The 17358-nt window shown below is 63.6% G+C and carries 12 protein-coding genes; 5 read left to right on the top strand and 7 right to left on the bottom strand.

Annotation, left to right across the window (positions count from 1 at the left end):
* Window positions 1-6: 6 nt before the first annotated feature.
* The gene (locus tag HB375_RS15360) at window positions 7-1428 is read left to right on the top strand and encodes a glutamate synthase subunit beta (RefSeq protein WP_167673886.1); all 1422 of its coding nucleotides are present in this window, start codon (window positions 7-9) and stop codon (window positions 1426-1428) included.
* 5 nt (window positions 1429-1433) lie between these two features.
* Here HB375_RS15360 and HB375_RS15365 read toward each other — a convergent pair whose 3' ends face one another.
* Together HB375_RS15365 and HB375_RS15370 are read right to left on the bottom strand one after the other, a co-directional pair.
* Complete coding sequence (locus tag HB375_RS15365) at window positions 1434-2696, bottom strand: SGNH/GDSL hydrolase family protein (RefSeq protein ID WP_167673887.1); 1263 nt, start codon at window positions 2694-2696, stop codon at window positions 1434-1436.
* 55 nt (window positions 2697-2751) lie between these two features.
* Entirely contained in the window at window positions 2752-3984 is a 1233-nt protein-coding gene (locus HB375_RS15370; RefSeq protein ID WP_167673888.1) for a lytic murein transglycosylase, read from the bottom strand.
* 304 nt (window positions 3985-4288) lie between these two features.
* On the opposite strand from HB375_RS15370, the gene galU reads away from it, so the two are divergent.
* Window positions 4289-5155, top strand: a complete 867-nt coding sequence (gene galU / locus HB375_RS15375; protein ID WP_167673889.1) for a UTP--glucose-1-phosphate uridylyltransferase GalU — start codon at window positions 4289-4291, stop codon at window positions 5153-5155.
* A 146-nt stretch (window positions 5156-5301) separates the two neighbouring features.
* Window positions 5302-6297, top strand: a complete 996-nt coding sequence (locus HB375_RS15380; RefSeq protein ID WP_167673890.1) for a KpsF/GutQ family sugar-phosphate isomerase — start codon at window positions 5302-5304, stop codon at window positions 6295-6297.
* Here HB375_RS15380 and HB375_RS15385 read toward each other — a convergent pair.
* The 4 genes from HB375_RS15385 to HB375_RS15400 all read right to left on the bottom strand — a co-directional run bounded on the left by HB375_RS15385 (window position 6294) and on the right by HB375_RS15400 (window position 11140).
* Complete coding sequence (locus tag HB375_RS15385; RefSeq protein ID WP_167673891.1) at window positions 6294-6740, bottom strand: NfeD family protein; 447 nt, start codon at window positions 6738-6740, stop codon at window positions 6294-6296. The genes HB375_RS15380 and HB375_RS15385 overlap by 4 nt on opposite strands.
* The gene (locus HB375_RS15390; protein ID WP_167673892.1) at window positions 6737-7717 is read right to left on the bottom strand and encodes an SPFH domain-containing protein; all 981 of its coding nucleotides are present in this window, start codon (window positions 7715-7717) and stop codon (window positions 6737-6739) included. The genes HB375_RS15385 and HB375_RS15390 overlap by 4 nt, the downstream gene beginning before the upstream one ends.
* A gap of 114 nt (window positions 7718-7831) precedes the next feature.
* Window positions 7832-8893 (bottom strand): ferrochelatase, encoded by a 1062-nt coding sequence (hemH, locus tag HB375_RS15395; protein WP_167673893.1) that lies wholly within the window; start codon window positions 8891-8893, stop codon window positions 7832-7834.
* A gap of 120 nt (window positions 8894-9013) precedes the next feature.
* The gene (locus HB375_RS15400; RefSeq protein ID WP_167673894.1) at window positions 9014-11140 is read right to left on the bottom strand and encodes an HWE histidine kinase domain-containing protein; all 2127 of its coding nucleotides are present in this window, start codon (window positions 11138-11140) and stop codon (window positions 9014-9016) included.
* 480 nt (window positions 11141-11620) lie between these two features.
* Between HB375_RS15400 and HB375_RS15405 the strand changes: the two genes are divergently transcribed.
* A complete protein-coding gene (locus HB375_RS15405; RefSeq protein ID WP_167673895.1) occupies window positions 11621-13150 on the top strand; it encodes a bifunctional metallophosphatase/5'-nucleotidase in 1530 nt (509 codons plus the stop codon).
* Window positions 13147-13854 (top strand): uracil-DNA glycosylase, encoded by a 708-nt coding sequence (ung, locus tag HB375_RS15410; protein WP_167673896.1) that lies wholly within the window; start codon window positions 13147-13149, stop codon window positions 13852-13854. Before HB375_RS15405 ends, ung begins: the two co-directional genes overlap by 4 nt.
* Window positions 13855-13857: 3 nt before the next feature.
* Here the strand turns inward: ung and HB375_RS15415 are convergent, their stop codons facing one another.
* Window positions 13858-17358 (bottom strand): indolepyruvate ferredoxin oxidoreductase family protein, encoded by a 3501-nt coding sequence (locus HB375_RS15415; protein WP_167673897.1) that lies wholly within the window; start codon window positions 17356-17358, stop codon window positions 13858-13860.

Raw genomic sequence — 17358 nt, forward strand, 5'->3', positions numbered from 1 at the left:
GTTCCAATGGGCAAGGTCACAGGCTTTCTTGAATACGATCGGCAGGAGCAGAAGTATCAGCTCGCCGGCGAACGTGTCCGACACTTTCGCGAGTTCACTCTGCCGCTCGACGACAGCGACCTGAAGAAGCAGGCCGCGCGTTGCATGGATTGCGGCATTCCGTTCTGCCACGGGCCGACGGGCTGTCCGGTTCACAACCAGATTCCGGACTGGAACGATCTGGTGTTCCAGGGCAATTGGGAAGAAGCGGCGCGCAACCTGCACTCCACCAACAACTTCCCCGAGTTTACCGGCCGCATCTGCCCCGCTCCTTGCGAGGAGGCGTGCACGCTCAATCTCGAAAACCAGCCCGTCACCATCAAGACCATCGAGCAGGCCATCGCCGACAAGGCGTGGGAAATGGGATGGATCAAGCCGGAACCAGCGCAGGTCTCCACCGGCAAGCGCGTCGCGATCATCGGCTCGGGTCCCGCGGGTCTCGCCGCCGCGCAGCAGCTCGCCCGCGCGGGCCACGAGGTGCATGTCTTCGAGCGCGAGGCAAAGCCCGGCGGATTGCTGCGCTACGGCATTCCCGACTTCAAGATGGAGAAGTATCACATCGACCGTCGCGTGAAGCAGATGGAGGCCGAGGGCGTCGTCTTCCATTGCGGCGTCAATGTCGGCGTGACCAAAACCTTCGCGTCGCTGCACAACGAATATGACGCGGTGCTCTTCGCCGCCGGCGCGGAGGATCCGCGCAACCCGAACCTGCCGGGGCAGGATCTTTCAGGCGTGCACTACGCGATGCCGTATCTCACGCAATCTAACAAGCGTCTCGGCAACGAGGACGTCACGGATGAGCCGATCATCGCGGCGGGCAAGCATGTGGTGGTGATCGGCGGCGGCGACACGGCCTCCGACTGTGTCGGCACCGCGTTCCGCCAGGGCGCGCTCTCGGTGACGCAGCTCGACATCCGCCCGCGCCCGCCCGAGCGGGAGGACAAGCTGACCGTGTGGCCTTATTGGCCCGCGAAGATGCGTACATCCTCCAGCCAGGCCGAAGGCGCGGAGCGCGAGTTCCAGGCGGCGACACTAGGTATCGAAGGCAAGAAGGGCCAGGTCATCGGTGTGCAATGTGCGCGCGTCGATGAAAAGCGCCAACCGATTCCCGGCACCGAATTCTTGCTGAAAGCAGACCTCGTCTTCCTCGCCATCGGCTTTGCCGGACCGGTGAAGGAAGGACTGCTGGCACAGTCGGGCGTCGAGCTCGACCGGCGCGGCAACGTCGTCGCCAACGATCGCGATTATCGCGCGTCGAGTGACAAGGTGTTCGTGGCCGGCGACATGCGGCGCGGACAATCCCTCGTCGTGTGGGCAATCCGCGAAGGCCGTCAGGCGGCGCACGCCATCGACACTTATCTCACCGGTTCCAGCATTCTGCCGCGCTAATCCTTTTAAGAGGGCGGCCAGCGGAAATCATCTGCCCGTCCCGGCTTCGGGGCGGGCGCGACTCCGTTGCGCAAGGCGCGCCGCGCCGGATAGGCCTGATCGCTGTTCAGCTTCGGCACCTCCGAGGTCAGCTTTCCGCCCGATGCCGGGTCGGGGCGCGTCAGAGGAAGCACGGGACCGATGGCCGGCTTGATCGGAAGAGATGGCTGCACGGCGGCGGGTGGCGCGGGCAGTGACGCGTCAATCGACGGCGCGACCGATGCGGTGGTTGGCTTGGACTGAGCGTCTTCGATGATGCGCTTGATGTCCGCGTCGGCGAAATGCGCGATCTTGAGTGCACCGGCGGTTGTGAACTGCACGCCGTCATTGGTGCGAAGCTTCGCGGGCTCGCCGTCCACATCGGGGCCGGTGGTCGTGTAGCGGTTATTCTCGTCCACGAAACCCGGCCAGATATCCACATAGGTGCCACCGAGCCGCTGGACGCTTTCGCGATAAATCTCGTTCATCGCAAGAATGTCGTCGGTGAGTTTGCTGTTGCGCATGGGTGGCAGGCCGATCCACACGACCGGCAGAGAATGGTCGCGAACGGCTCGCACGAGGGCATCGACGCGCTCGCGGTAAAGTTCCTTCCAGCGGTCGCTCAGCGGGTCTGTGGTGTTGGCGCCATCGGGCAGCGGCAGCCTATCATTCGCGCCGAGCATGATGACGGCGACGGTCGCTTTGCGGTCCGCGTCGAGCGTGTCCTTGATGAACTTCGCCCAATCGGCTGCATCGTGCCGGATCAGACCGCCATCGCCACGGGTCTTGCGGATGACGGAGACGTCGGTGGCGTCGGTGAAAAGATCGTCGAGCCCTTGGCTCGCGAAGTCGGCGAGCGAGTCGCCGAACACCACCACATGCATCGCCGCTTCCGCCTTCAGCCGCTCGGGCCGCGGGAGGACGACCGGCGCGACGACGGGCCTTTGCTGACGGATATACGGCTGCGGGACGGGCTGCGGCTCATCCGGGAACCCCAAGAGCCGCCGCAGGCTGAAGCCCTGCTGCGGTGCGGGCTGCACGAGTTTGCCGGGATAGTATCCGGGCGGGTAGGCGCGCCGTGTGCGATAACCCGGGGGAGCCTGATAGGTCTGATAGCCGGGATACTGATAGCCATAGCTATAGCCATAGGGTTGAGCCGGGTAGCCGTATTGCGCGAAAGCCGAAGTGGTGCCGCCCGCCGTCAACAGCAGGGACATCGCAACCAGCGGTAAGAGTGGCCTCGTACCCATGAGCGGTTCCAGTCATATCCGGACCCGCTTTTTGTCATGTCAGGCGGGCGCTCCGTCAGCGGGCCGCGCGCAATTCCCGCAAGGTCGCGAGATCTGCGTAGCCGTCCGGGGTCAAACCGCGTTTGAGCTGGAAGTTCCGCACGGCCTCGCGGGTCTTGGAACCCAGCCTGCCATCCGCCTCGCCCTCATAGAGGCCCAAATTCGCCAGCCGCTTCTGCAACTCCTGCCGCTGATCCTTGTCGAGCATGGGCTCATCCTTGGGCCATGCTCCCCGGATCGAAGGGCCACCCATCACCCGATCGCCGAGATGGGCCACGCCCATCGCATAAGCGTCGGAGGAGTTGTAGGTCTTGATGACGTCGAAGTTCTGCGTGAGGAGGAAAGCTGGGCCCTTCGCGCCGCCGGGCAGGAAGAGGGTCGCCTCGCCCGAACGCTGCATCGCCTTGCCGTCCGCCCGTCTTACGCCAAGCCCGGACCAGCTCGCAAAGCTTTGCCGCAAATTGCGGAAATCGAAGCCCTTCGGGAGAGTAACCTCGAAGCCCCACGGCAGGCCGGGCTGCCAGCCCTGCTGGCGCAGGTAATTGGCGGTCGAGGCCAAGGCATCCGGCACCGAGCCCCAGATGTCGCGCACGCCGTCCCGGTTGCCGTCCACCGCGTATTTCATGAAGCTCGAGGGCATGAACTGCGTCTGGCCCATGGCGCCCGCCCAGGAACCGAGCATCTTGGCCCGATCGATGTGATCCTCTTCCAGGATCTGGAGTGCGATCAGAAGCTCGTCCTTGAAGAAATCGCCGCGATAACCGGTATAGGCCAGGGTCGCCAGCGCCCGCACCACATAGATGGAGCCGGTGAAGCTGCCGAAATTGGTCTCCATGCCCCAGACCCCGAGGACGACCGAGCGAGGCACGCCATAGGTCCGCTCGACGGCGTCCAAAGTCTTCGACCATTGGGCCGCCATGTCGCGCCCGCGCTCCAGGCGCTGCGCCGAGATGGATCCTTCGATGTACTCCCAGATCGGCCGCACGAATTCCGACTGCTTCTTCGTCAGCGCGATGATCTTCGGATCGGGTTCGACGCCGCGAAAGGCCTCGTCGAAAGTCGCGCGCGACACGCCCCGCGCCTTGGCCGCCGGCCAGAGGCTTTGCACGAAGCGCTGAAAGGAGGCTTGCGAGATGTCCTGCGCGCGGGCGGGTGCGAGCGGAGCCCAGGCCAAGCTCAGCGAAAGGCACAGACCGAGAAAGAGGGCGCCGCCAAAGAAACGGCGCGCCGGTCGAGACGGCTGGTGCATGAGGTCGCTCACCCGGGGGACAAAGTTTCAAGTCCCGCAATCACGACATTAAGAAGGTTAATGGACGGTTGAAAGCTCGGCTCCCTGCGGCTTTGCGCGCATCGCAAGCGCCGCGCAGGGTTTTGTTTTTCAGCCGTTCTTAGGAACTTAACCAAAATGCTTCAGCTTCAATTCAGGTCCGCCCCGCCAAGAACAGCGTGTGGCTGAGAGGCTGATTCTCGAAATTGCCGAGGTGCGAACCTTGACAGTTTCCGCGATCCCTCTCCCTTCTCCTTCTATCCCCTTGCTCACCATGGGCCATTCAATGAAGCGCATCCGCAAAGCAGTCCTCCCTGTCGCCGGTCTTGGCACCCGGTTTCTGCCGGCCACCAAGGCCGTTCCCAAGGAAATGCTCTGCGTGGTCGACCGCCCCGTCGTGCAGCACGTGGTGGACGAGGCGCGCGCCGCCGGGATCGAGCATTTCATCTTCGTCACGGGCCGCAACAAGGCCGTGATCGAAGACCATTTCGACATTTCGTATGAGCTGAACCGCACGCTGGAGAGCCGCGGCAAGACCAAGGAACTCGCAGCGCTAGCGGAAGATCAGCCTCAGCCCGGCCAGACGAGCTTCACCCGCCAGCAGGAACCCCTCGGTCTCGGCCACGCGGTGTGGTGCGCGCGCGAACTCGTGGGCGACGAGCCCTTCGCCGTGATCCTGCCCGACATGCTCAGCCGCGGCTCCATGGAGCAGATGATCGCGGCCTACGACAAGCACGGCGGCAATATCATCGCGGTCGAGGAAGTGCCGGAGGACCAGACCCATCAATACGGCATAGTCTCGGTCGGCCAGGAATTCGGCAAAACCTTCGAGATTACCGGCATGGTGGAAAAGCCGCCGAAGGGCACCGCCCCCTCGAACTACATCATTTCCGGCCGCTACATCCTGCAGCCGGAGATTTTTGACCTGCTCTCCACCCAGGAGCGCGGAGCGGGCAACGAGATCCAGCTGACGGATTCGATGATCCGCCTGATGAAGGACCAAAAGTTCTTCGGCATGAAGTACGAGGGCAAGACCTACGATACGGGCTCGAAGATCGGCTTCCTGATGGCGAACGTGGTCTATGCGCTGGAGCGCGAGGACCTGGCCCCCGCCTTCCGGCAGGAACTGGAAGCGCTGCTGCGCCAAAAGTAGCCAGGAGCGGAAGGGTTCCGCTTCCCGGCACCGCCATGCTAGACGAAGTCCCAGTTTCACCGGACCGGGACTTTGTTCTCATCCCTTGAGGAGCCGCCTCTTGTCGCGGCGGACCGGTACGCACGTTTCGAACCGAGAGGGCGGCCATGACACTCGCGCAACCGAAAAATCAGCCGGTCGAGCCCGCCATCGCCTCGGCGCTCAGGACGCTCGCCACAGAGCGGGAAGGCCTGACCATCCTGATGGACGCTATCGGGAACGGCCTCGGCCCGGTCTTCAACGCCGCCATCGAAAAAATTGCCGCGGCAACGGGCCGGGTCATCATCACCGGCATGGGCAAGTCGGGCCACGTCGCCAGCAAGATGGCGGCAACCTTCGCCTCGACTGGCACGCCCGCGCATTATGTCCACCCGGCGGAAGCCAGCCACGGCGACCTCGGCATGGTGCAGCCCGATGACGTCATCATCGCCCTGTCGTGGTCGGGCGAGACGGCGGAACTCGCCGACATTATCGGTTATGCCCGCCGCTTCCGCGTGCCGCTGATCGCCCTGACGTCGAACGCCTCTTCCACGCTCGGCCATGCCGCCGATCTATGCCTGACCTTGCCGAAGGCGCAGGAAGCCTGCCCGAATGGCTTGGCGCCAACCACTTCCACCACCATGCAGCTCGCGCTGGGCGATGCGCTGGCCATCGCGCTTCTGGAACGGCGCGGGTTCACGGCTGAGCATTTCCGCGTCTACCATCCGGGCGGCAAGCTCGGGGCGCGGCTGAAGCTCGTGCGCGATGTGATGCACAAGAACGAGCGCCTGCCGATTGTCGGCGTCGAAGCCCGCATGGCGGAAGCCATCGAGGAAATCGGCCGCAAGGGTTTTGGCTCGGTCATCGTCGTCAATGCAGACGGCACGCTTGCCGGCATCGTCACGGACGGCGACTTGCGCCGCAACCTCAAGCCTGATCTCGGCACCCTGCCCGTCTCGGCCATCATGACGCGCACGCCGCGCACCATCGAGCCGGACGACCTTCTGGCGACGGCGCTGGAGATTCAGGAGACGTCGAAGATCACGGCGTTGATCGTGGTCGAGAACCAGCGGCCCGTCGGCCTGGTGCATTATCTCGACCTCTTGCGCGTGGGCGCGGCCTAAGCCGCTTCCACCACCAGGGTTGTCCCCTCGACACGCACGACACGGACTTTCGTGCCGGCCCTGTGGTCCGTTCCCGTGACGCGCCACGAGCTGTCGCCGACTCTGATCCGCCCCTCGCCGTTCGCGATATCCGTCTCCAACGTGAAGACCTGACCGATCAGTGTTTCGCCGCGCCGGTTGAGGAAACTCGCCTGCGTATCGGGCTGTGCCTTGGTGCGCGTGAGCTGCCGCCCGAGAAGAACGGTAGCCACCGAGAGCACCGAGAAAACAAGCGCCGAGGCCTGCCAGGACAAATTGAGAAAGGCATCGAGCAGGCCGGTCACGATGGCGGCAAGGCCGAGCCAGATGAGGAACACGCCCGGCGCAATCAATTCCAGAACCGCCAGCACGAGGCCCAGAATGATCCAGGCCCAGGGACCGAAGCTAAGGATCGTTTCGATCATGAGCGGTCCGTCCCACCGGTGACACTCGGCACGCTGCGCGGCGCCTTCGGGCCGCCGTCACCGAAAACGGAGCGCGTGATTTCGGCGATGCCGCCGAGCGTGCCGGCGAGCCCCGCCGCCTCGATGGGCACGATGATCACCTTCTGGTTCGGCGCGGTGGCCATGGCGCGCATGGCGTCCACGTACTTTTCCGCGACGAGGAAGTTCGCAGCGGCAAGGTTGCCCGCGCTAATGGCTTCGCTGACCATGGAGGTCGCCTTCGCCTCGGCCTCCGCCTGACGTTCGCGCGCCTCGGCATCGCGGAATGCCGCTTCCCTCCGGCCTTCAGCGGCCAGGATCTGCGCCTGCTTCTGCCCTTCGGCCCTCAGAATTTCCGACTGGCGCATGCCTTCGGCCTCCAGCACCGCCGCGCGCTTGTCGCGCTCGGCCTTCATCTGGCGCGCCATGGCGCCGGCGAGATCCGCAGGCGGGACGATGTCCTTGATCTCAACGCGGGTCACTTTCGCACCCCAGGGCGAGGCAGCGGCATCGACCACGCGTAAGAGACGCTCATTGATCTCGTCGCGATGCGACAGCAACTGGTCGAGATCCATGGAGCCGACCACCGTGCGGATATTGGTCATAGTCAGGACGAGAAGCGCCTGATGCAGGTTCGCAACCTCATAGGAAGCACGCGCCGCGTCGAGCACCTGGAAGAACGCCACCGCATCGATGGTCACGCCGGCATTGTCGCGCGTGAACGCTTCCTGGCTCGGCACGTCGAGCACCTGCTCCATGACGTTCACTTTCTTCCCCACCTGCTCGATGTAGGGAAGGATCAAGCCGAGGCCGGGGCCAAGCGTGCGCGCGTAGCGCCCGAAACGCTCGATCGTATAGGCATAGCCCTGCGGCACGGTTCTCACGCCCATGGCAATCGTGATGATGATGACCACCACGAAGGCGATGACGAAAACATCGAAACCGAACGGAATTGGCATGAATCTCCCCACAACGACGTGGTTGCGCGAGCCTCAAGCTTAATCCGAAAGTCCCCGGTCCGCCTAGGCGCACCGCTCAAAAATGGGAATCCGTTCTTTGAAACGCCAGGGGTCTCAAAGCCAGCCTTGCAACTCCCGCTCCGCGATGCTGCGGATCACCCGCATGCCGTCCTCGCTGTCGTTGAGGCAGGGCAGATAGGCGAATTGCTCGCCACCGTGATGCAGGAAGATCTCGCGGTTTTCGACATCGAGCTCCTCCAGCGTTTCGAGGCAGTCCGCCGAGAAGCCGGGAGCGACAATGGCCATGCGCTTAACGCCGCTCTCCGCAAGCGCCTTCACCGTCTCGTCCGTATAGGGCTGGAGCCACTCGTCGGGGCCGAAGCGGGATTGGAAGCTCATGCGGAACTTGTCCTCCGGCCAGCCGAACGCCTCGCGCATCAAGCGCCAGGTCTTCACACAATGGCAGTGATAGGGATCGCCCTTGAGCAGGTACTCCTTCGGGACGCCGTGGAAGGAGACGAGGATGACCTCCGGCTCGAAGGGAAGCTTCGCAAGGTCCCGCTTCATCGAAGAGACCACGGCGTCGATATAGACCGAATCGTCGTGATAGGGTGGCGAGACCCGGATCGTCGGTTGCCAGCGCATGTCCATGAGCGCACGAAAAGCATGGTCGCACGCCGTCGCCGAGGTCGCCGCCGAATATTGCGGGTAGAGCGGCACCAAGAGAATGCGGTCGCAGCCCTGTTCGAGCAGCGCCTGCAGGCGTTGGCGGATTTCCGGCTTGCCGTAGCGCATGGCCCAATCGACGGTGACCTTGTCGCCTGCAATACCCTTCAGATGCGCGGCGAGATCCTCGGCCTGGGCGCGGGTGATGGTCTTGAGCGGCCCCTCGTCGCGCTCGTTGTTCCAGATCGAGGCGTAATCCCGCCCCTTGCGGCCGGGGCGCGTGGTCAGGATGATGAGGTTGAGGATCGGCCACCACAACAGGCGCGGCGTTTCGATGACGCGGCGGTCGGACAGAAACTCCTTCAGGTAGCGGCGCATGGACCAGTAATCGGTCCCTTCCGGCGTCCCGAGATTGAGAAGCAGCACGCCGATCCGGCCAGCCCGCCCGGTTGGATGATCCACCGGCTGAGCACCTTGGCGAAGACCCGCGGGCCTGTTTATGTCGTCCATCGAATAGCCCCTTGGCGAGCCCTTTTTCGGCCGCGCTCTTTGACAGGGCTCTAGATAAGGGTTTCGGACGCCGGAGCCAACGTGATCGCGTGTCACGTCAAAGGATAAATTTCCAAGCCGTCAGGAGACAGGCTGGAGAAACTCGACTTCCTTGAGCACGACCTCAATTGAGGCGCGCAGGCCCTGTTGGTCGTAGCTGATCTCGACCTTGGCATTGAGCTGCGTCGCCAGCACGCGATGCAGCAGGCGCGAGCCGAAGCCCTGCTTTTTCGGCAGCGTCACCGCTGGACCGCCGCGCTCCAGCCAAGTCAGCTTCAGGCGAAGGCCTTCCGCGCAAGACTCAAGCGCCCACTGCACCGTCACGGTAGCCGCATCGACTGATAGGGCGCCGTATTTGGCGGCATTCGTCGTCAGCTCGTGAATGGCCATGCCGATGGGGACGGCAGCCTCGGACGGCAGCTCAACCGGAGGCCCTTCGAGGACGATCCGCCCCTCATTGCCGTCGTGATAGGGGCTGAGTTCCTTGTCGAGGATGTCGCGCAGCGATGCCGTCTGCCATACCGCTTCCGTCAGCAACGAATGCGTATTGGCGAGCGAGATGATGCGTCCGACGAAAGCCTGGTAGAAGTCGTCGATATTCGTGGCCGAACGGGCCGTCGCGCCCACCACCGCCTGCACGGTCGCAAGCGTGTTCTTGACCCGGTGGTGAAGCTCGCGAATGAGCAGCGCCTGCTGCGACTGCACCTGAGCGCGCTCGGCGATTTCGTGCTGCGCGGCCTGATAGAGATGACCGTTATCGAGGGCGATGGCCGCCTGCGCCGCGAGGCCCTGCATGAGCCTCTCGACGCGCTCCGTGAAGACGCCTCGCCGCTCGTGGCCGAACAGAAGCGCCCCGTGGTTCGCGCCCGTCCGGGAGATGACCGGAACCGCCATGTAGCTCCTGATCCCCGGATGTCCCGATGGAATGCCGTTGAATGGCTCGTTCTGTCCGTAGCGCGGATCGCGGGTGATATCGTCAGAGCGGACAATTTCGCCTTGATCGAAGGTCGGCTCAAACAGCGCGGTATGCCGAACCGCCGGGAACGAGGCAAAGGCGTTATGGGTCACACCGGTCGAGGCGAACAGACGATAGCCGTGCAATTCCGCGGCGTCGGGATCCTCACCGCCATTGTAGAAGAAGGCTCCAACCTGCGCGCCCGTCAGGTCCACGCCCGCATCGACGACGCCTTGCACGATCCGATCGACTTCCAGCTCGCCCGCAAGCGCCGTGCCGGTCCGGTTCAACACTTCGAGCGCTGCCGTCTCCTTGCGCAACTCGCTCGTGCGCATCATGACCTGCTTGGTCAACAGCGCCGCATTCGCCGCCTGCTCGCGGAAATGCTGCCGCGCCAGAACCGCAAGCGCCAGGAACGACACGAGTGCGACCAAGGCGAAGGCCCCGTAAAGCCGAGCCTGCTTGACCCAGACGCCCCAATAAGCATCCGCCGGCATGCTGACGAGGATGTAGAGCGGAAGGTCACCGACCTGATGGAAGGCGCTGACACGCCTTTCGCCCCGCATAACATACGAATAGCTGCCCTGCTGCGGGTTTTGGGCCAGCGTCTGGTCGAAGGTCTCTTTGTGGATCGGAACGAAGGATATGCCGTCGGTAGGGGCCGGCCACTGCGCCACGATCTTCGTGTCCGCGCGCAGGAGGGTCACACGGCCGCCTTTCGGAAGCTGGAGCCTCTGCCAGTAAAGATCGAAGTAGGACAAGGGAACGGTGACGGCGACCACGCCCTGGAAGGAACCATCGGGACCTTGCAGACGCCGGCTGACCATAAAGGTCGGCTCGCTCCCCTCTCCCCTAAGGACTGGTTGACCGACGAAAAGGCCGCTATCGGCGCCAACCTGAGCCTTGAAGGCATCCCGAGTGGCGATATCGGCGTCCGGCGTCGGAAACACTTCCGAGATCAGCCGCAACCGTCCGGTCGCATCGCTCAGCCTGATGTCGTCGATGTAGGGCAACGCCTCCTGGATCGCCCGAAGCTGCTCCCACAGCCGACGCGTGGGCGGGCCCCTATATCCGTTGGCGTCGTCGATCAGAGCGGATCCCTGCTTTAAGGTCAGGTCCGCGATCTCGAAGAGCCTCGCCGCATGGTCCGCCAGGAAGAATGCGTTGCTCCGAAGATCTGCCTGGTTTCTTTGGATCAGTCGGTCCCGCTGCTCCCAGGCGACATAGCCGAATGCGAGAAAGACGACGGCCATTCCCAGGATACCCATGAGAAGGGCGATGCGCCCACGCGTACGCGATCGGCTGCGCAACCGCCGCGAGGATTTGTGCATCGCATACGTGGAGCCTCTCAAGGCAGGTCTCGGCAGTATCTGTTCGGACAATCGACAGGTGGGGAGAAGGCAGACGGCCGCGGGGACCGGAGCCTATGAGAAAATCGTCCGTTACGTAAAGGTGATATTGGCAGCATCGTCGACAACCGCCCCCTTGAAAGCCCACGTTTCCCATATTTTCGGGACTTGAGCGTTCCCGAATGCGAACAAATCCCCAAATCGTGGCCGGAATCGGTCTAATCCACAGAAACCCACAACGATCTGTGGACGCATCGTCATCGCCCCGTCACCGATGTGAGCTTGTAAGGACCTAAGCGGGGCTTGCCCGGCCCGAGGGAACTGATCATTCTGGGCCCGCACAAGAAGCCTACCTTTAACCTCAACCTTCAGCGGGAAGCAGTTATGGTTCAGATTTCACGACGCCAGACCCTGGGCCTCGGTCTTGGAGCAGGTCTTACCGCCACGATGCTGGGCGGTCGCAACGAGGCACAGGCGGCAGCACCCAAGGTCACGTTCACCCTCTTGCTGGTGAACGACATCTACAAGATGTCCGACAGCAAGGGCCGCGGCGGCTTCGCCAAGCTTGGCGCCATCGTCAAGGCAGAGCGGGCGCGCGGCGTGCCGGTGCTGTTCTGCCACGCGGGCGACACCTTCTCCCCCTCCCTGATGTCGGGCTTCGACCAGGGCGCCCACATCATCGAGCTCACCAACATGGTGAAGCCGGACGTGTTCGTGCCGGGCAACCATGAGTTCGACTTCGGCAAGGACATTTATCTGAAGCGCATGGGCGAAGCGAACTTCCCCTTCTTCGGCGCGAACATCCGGCAGGCGGACGGCTCGCCGGTTCCGAAGATGAAGGACAACGCGATCTTCGATCTCGGCCCGGTGAAGGTCGGCGTCGTCGGCCTGGCGCTGGCGGAAACCGCGCGCATTTCCTCGCCCGGCGATCTCAAGTTCCTGCCGGAACTCGACGTGCTGAAGACCCAGGCGGCCGATCTGCGCAAGCAGGGCGCTGACATGATCGTGGCGGTTGCCCACACCGACCGCGAAGTCGACAACGCCATCGTGCGCTCGCGCCTCGTCGACGTACTGTTGACCGGCCACGACCACGATCTCGCCATCACCTTTGATGGAAAGACCGTGATGGTCGAATCCGGTGAGGACGCCGAATACGTCACTGCCGTCGACATCATCGCGACGGTCGCCGGCGAAGGCGCCAACCGCAAGGTCACCTGGACCCCGAGCTTCCGCGTGCACGACACCGCCGCGTTCGATCCCGATCCGGAGGTTCTCGCAGTCGTCTCGCGCTACGAGGCGGTCCTCTCGAAGGAACTCGACGTCGAAATCGGCGTGTCGAAGAACGCGCTCGATACCCGCTCCAGCACCGTCCGCTCGCAGGAAGCCGCCTTCGGCAATCTCGTTGCCGACGCAATCAAGGACTCTACTGGCGGCGACGTCGCCATCGTCAATGGCGGCGGCATCCGCGCGAACAAGGAATATCCGGCTGGCGTGAAGCTGACCCGTCGCGACATCCTTTCCGAAATGCCTTTCGGCAACACCACCTCTCTCGTCGAAGTGACGGGCGCGGACGTCAAGGCGGCGCTGGAAAATGGCGTGTCGCAGATCGACATTCGCGGCGGCCGCTTCCCGCAGGTCTCCGGCCTCAAGTTCGAGGTCGATGCCAAGGCTCCCGTCGGCTCGCGCGTCAGCAACATTCTCGCGAACGGCCAGCCGCTCGATCTCGCGAAGCGCTACAAGGTCGCCACCAACAACTTCATGCTCACCGGCGGCGACGGCTACACCTCCTTCACGAAGGGCAAGGTGCTGATCGGCCTGACCGACGGCAAGCTGATGGCGAACGAAGTGATGTCTTACGTGCGCAAGCTCGGCACGGTGGATGCCAAGGTCGAAGGCCGCATCGTTCTCAAATGAGCGGCCCCATTGCTGAAGCGCTGTCCGCCTTGCGCGCGAGCGAGGGCGGGCAGCGAACCTGGACGGCGCTGCCCTTCTTCGCGAAGAGCGACGCCGACCGCGTCGCGGCACTGGTCGATGAGAAAATCGCGGCGGGGGCGCATGTCCTGCCCCCGCCAGACCTCGCCTTCAACGCGCTGCGGACCACGCCGCTCGATCATGTCAAAGTGGTCATTCTTGGCCAGGACCCCTATCCGACGCCAGGCGATGCTCATGGCCTCGCCTTTTCCTATCGTGGCTCGCGCCGCCTGCCTGCTTCGCTGCGCACGATCCTCGCCGAGATGGCAGACGATATCGGCGTGCCGATGCCGAAATCCGGCGACCTGACGAAGTGGGCGAAGCAAGGCGTGCTTCTTCTCAACACCGCACTCACCGTGGAGGCGGGAAAGGCCGGCGCACATCTCAAGCTCGGCTGGGCCGCGCTCGTCGATCAGGCCGTCGCCGCAGTTTCAGAGAAGCAGCCCGCCGTCGTGTTTCTTCTGTGGGGCGGATCCGCGCGCAAACATGCCGCGCAGATCGACCGGACGAAGCATCTCGTGATCGAGGCCGGGCACCCCTCCCCCCTCAATCGCCTGCGCGATTTTCGCGGAACGCGACCCTTCAGCCGCGCTAATGAATGGCTCGTCGCCAAGGGCTTGGCGCCGGTGGACTGGCGGCTGGACTAACGCCTACTCCGCTGCAATCGGCAACGGCTGCTCGGACGCACGGAAACGTGCAAGGAGCTGCGCCTCTTCCGCCTTCGCGGTCTTGAGGTGCCGCTCCTTGATGTGGCCGAAGCCGCGGATCTTCTGCGGGATGTTGGCGAGGCCGATGGCGGTCGCGTGATTGGCCGCGCTCAGGTGGTTCACAATCTCCTCGACGAGAACCACGTAGTCGCGGATCAGCTGACGCTCTGTTCTGCGCTCATGGGTGTACCCAAACACATCGAGTGGCGTGCCGCGCAGAGGCTTCAAGGCCGCGAGCACCTTGAAGGCCTTCATGATCCATGGGCCGAAGCTCATCTTGCGCGGCAGGCCCGTCACCGGATCCTTGCGCGCCAGCAGCGGTGGCGCGAGGTGGAATTCGTAGCGCAGGTTCTCCCCCTCGAAGGTCGCCGCGACCTGACGCTCGAAATGGCCATCAGTGTAAAGCCGCGCGACCTCGTACTCGTCCTTGTAGGCCATGAGCTTGAAGAGCGAACGCGCAACCGCGTCCGTCAACGCTGTCGAGGATGGCATCACCTTGGATTCTACTTCGCGCATCCGCTCGACGAGGCTGCGATAGCGCCGGCCATAGGACTTGTTCTGATAGCTTTCGAGGAAAGCAACGCGCCGGGCGATCACCTCATCGAGGGTCTCGGAGATCTTGAGCTCCTCGGTCGAGGATTTCAGGCCGCGCATGAACGTCGCGATCACCTCCGGCTCCGCAGCGGCGCGGCGGCCCCAGGTGAAAGCGTCGAGATTCATTCTCACCGCTTCGCCATTGAGCTCGATGGCTTTCTCGATGGCGGCCGCCGTCAGCGGCACATGGCCGGTCTGATAGGCGTAGCCCAGCATGAACATGTTGGCCGCGATGGAATTGCCGAGAAGCGCAGTCGCAATCGCCGTTGCATCGACGAAGGCGACGCCCGCCTCTCCCGCCGCGCTCTTGACCGTGCGTTTCAGGCGCTCGATCGGCAGCGAGAAATCGGCGTTGCGCGTGAAGTCGCCGGGCATGACCTCGGCGGTGTTCACCACGAGCGCAGTCTGCCCCTCCTTCACCGAAGCCAGCACCTTCTTGGTGCCGGTCACGACGAGATCGCAGCCCAGCACCAGATGCGCCGCGCCGGCGGTCACGCGGATGGCATGGATGTCGTCCTGTGTGTTGGCGAGGCGAACGTGGCTATAAACCGCGCCGCCCTTCTGGGCGAGGCCGGCCATGTCGATCATGCCCATCCCCTTGCCTTCGAGGTGGGCTGCCATGCCGAGAATCGCGCCGATGGTCACGACGCCCGTGCCGCCGACGCCGGTCACGATGACGTTGAAGGTGCGGTCGATAGTCGGGATGATCGGATCCGGCAGCGGCTTGAAGACCATGCCGTCGGTCGATGCCGCTTCATGCACCGCCTTCTTGATCTTGGCTCCATGCACCGACACGAAGGACGGGCAGAAGCCCTTCACGCACGAAAAGTCCTTGTTGCAATTCGACTGGTCGATCTGGCGCTTGCGTCCGAATTCGGTCTCCAACGGCTGCACCGCGACGCAGTTCGATTGCACCGAGCAATCGCCGCAGTTTTCGCAGACGAGGTCGTTGATGATGACGCGCTTGTCCGGCTCCGGGAATGTGCCGCGTTTGCGGCGGCGGCGCTTTTCGGCCGCGCAGGTCTGATCATAGATCATCACCGTCACGCCGGGGATCGCGGCGAGTTCGCGCTGCACCGCTTCGAGATCGTCCCGGTGATGGAACGTCATGCCGGACGGCCAGCGTATCGACTTCGGATATTTGTCCGGTTCGTCGGAGACGAGCGCGATGCGCTCCACGCCCTCTTCTCGCACCTGCCGGGCGATCATGTCGACCTTGAGCCCGCCCTCATGAGGCTGACCGCCGGTCATGGCAACGGCGTCGTTGAACAGGATCTTGTAGGTGATGTTGGTCTTGGTATCGACCGCCCAACGTAGCGCCAGAACGCCTGAATGGTTGTAGGTGCCATCACCGAGATTCTGGAAGACGTGACCACGCGTCGAGAACGGCGCTTCGCCGATCCAGTTCGCACCCTCGCCGCCCATTTGCGTGAAGCCGTCTGTCGCGCGATCCATCCACTGGACCATGTAATGACAGCCGATGCCCGCATAGGCGCGCATGCCCTCCGGCACCTTCGTCGAGGTGTTGTGCGGGCAGCCCGAGCAGAAATGCGGCACGCGGTTCGCCACGTCGCTCGTGGCAGCCAGCACTTCCTGCGCATGGCGCAGGCGCGCGACGCGGCCGCGCAGATCGTCGTTGTTGTGGTACTTGAGCAGGCGCTCGCCGATGACGATGGCGACGTCGTTGGGATCGAGCGCGCCCTTGACGGGGAAGAGCCAGTTGCCGCCCTCGTCCTTCTTGCCGATGCAGAGCGGCTGGTTGGCGGTGCCATAAAGCTCCTCGCGCACCTGCACTTCGATGAGCGAACGCTTCTCCTCGACGACGATGATCATGTCGAGGCCCTCTGCGAAGGCCAGAAGCTCGCGCTGCGACAGCGGCCACGGGCAGGCGACCTTGTAGAGGCGAAGCCCCATGTCATTCGCCTTGGCCTCGTCGAGGCCAAGCTCGTCCAACGCCTGGCGCACGTCGAGATAGGACTTGCCGACGGTGATCACGCCGATCTTCGGGTTGCGTCCGCCGGAGAGGATGATGCGGTTGAGATTGTTGGCGCGCACGAACGCCATCATGGCATCGCGTTTGTAGTCCTGAAGCCGCGCTTCCTGATCGAGCACACCGTCACGCGCACGGATGTTGAGGCCGCCCGGCGGCATGATGAAATCATCAGGCATGATGATCTTCACCCGGTCGAGAGAACCGTCGACGGAGGCTGTCGACTCGATGTTCTCCTTCACGCATTTAAAGGCGACCCAGGTGCCGGAGAAACGGCTCATGGCGTAGCCGTAAAGGCCGTAATCGAGAATTTCCTGAACGCCCGCCGGGTTCAGGATCGGCATCATCACATCGACGAAATGGAATTCGGATTGATGCGCGACGGTGGAGGATTCCGCCGTGTGATCGTCGCCCATAAGGGCCAGCACGCCGCCGAATTTGGAGGAGCCCGCCATGTTGGCGTGGCGGAAGACGTCACCCGAGCGGTCGACGCCCGGTCCCTTGCCGTACCAGAGGCCGAACACGCCGTCATATTTGCCATCGCCGCGAACCTCGGCCTGCTGCGAGCCCCACACCGCCGTTGCGGCGAGTTCTTCGTTCAGGCCGGGCTGAAAAGTGATTTGCGATTGTTCGAGCCATTTCCTGGCCCGCCAGAGGTTCAGGTCGAGCCCACCGAGGGGAGAGCCGCGATAGCCCGAAACGAAGCCCGCCGTGTTCAACCCCGCCAACCGGTCGCGCTCGCGCTGCATCATCAGCATGCGAACCACCGCCTGCGTGCCGGTGATGAAGATGCGATCCTTGGTTAGGTCGTATTTGTCGTCGAGCTGTACGTTACGGAGCGATCCATGACCGTCGGCCAT

The organism is Microvirga terricola (genome assembly GCF_011777495.1).
GTDB classification, from domain to species: domain Bacteria; phylum Pseudomonadota; class Alphaproteobacteria; order Rhizobiales; family Beijerinckiaceae; genus Microvirga; species Microvirga terricola.

Bases quoted from the DNA above. Each gene is read 5' to 3' on its own strand.
- HB375_RS15360 (WP_167673886.1), top strand. From the start codon at position 7: ATGGGCAAGGTCACAGGCTTTCTTGAATACGATCGGCAGGAGCAGAAG.
- HB375_RS15365 (WP_167673887.1), bottom strand. From the start codon at position 2,696: ATGGGTACGAGGCCACTCTTACCGCTGGTTGCGATGTCCCTGCTGTTG.
- HB375_RS15370 (WP_167673888.1), bottom strand. From the start codon at position 3,984: ATGCACCAGCCGTCTCGACCGGCGCGCCGTTTCTTTGGCGGCGCCCTC.
- galU (WP_167673889.1), top strand. From the start codon at position 4,289: ATGAAGCGCATCCGCAAAGCAGTCCTCCCTGTCGCCGGTCTTGGCACC.
- HB375_RS15380 (WP_167673890.1), top strand. From the start codon at position 5,302: ATGACACTCGCGCAACCGAAAAATCAGCCGGTCGAGCCCGCCATCGCC.
- HB375_RS15385 (WP_167673891.1), bottom strand. From the start codon at position 6,740: ATGATCGAAACGATCCTTAGCTTCGGTCCCTGGGCCTGGATCATTCTG.
- HB375_RS15390 (WP_167673892.1), bottom strand. From the start codon at position 7,717: ATGCCAATTCCGTTCGGTTTCGATGTTTTCGTCATCGCCTTCGTGGTG.
- hemH (WP_167673893.1), bottom strand. From the start codon at position 8,893: ATGGACGACATAAACAGGCCCGCGGGTCTTCGCCAAGGTGCTCAGCCG.
- HB375_RS15400 (WP_167673894.1), bottom strand. From the start codon at position 11,140: ATGGCCGTCGTCTTTCTCGCATTCGGCTATGTCGCCTGGGAGCAGCGG.
- HB375_RS15405 (WP_167673895.1), top strand. From the start codon at position 11,621: ATGGTTCAGATTTCACGACGCCAGACCCTGGGCCTCGGTCTTGGAGCA.
- ung (WP_167673896.1), top strand. From the start codon at position 13,147: ATGAGCGGCCCCATTGCTGAAGCGCTGTCCGCCTTGCGCGCGAGCGAG.
- HB375_RS15415 (WP_167673897.1), bottom strand. From the start codon at position 17,358: ATGGCCGACGGTCATGGATCGCTCCGTAACGTACAGCTCGACGACAAA.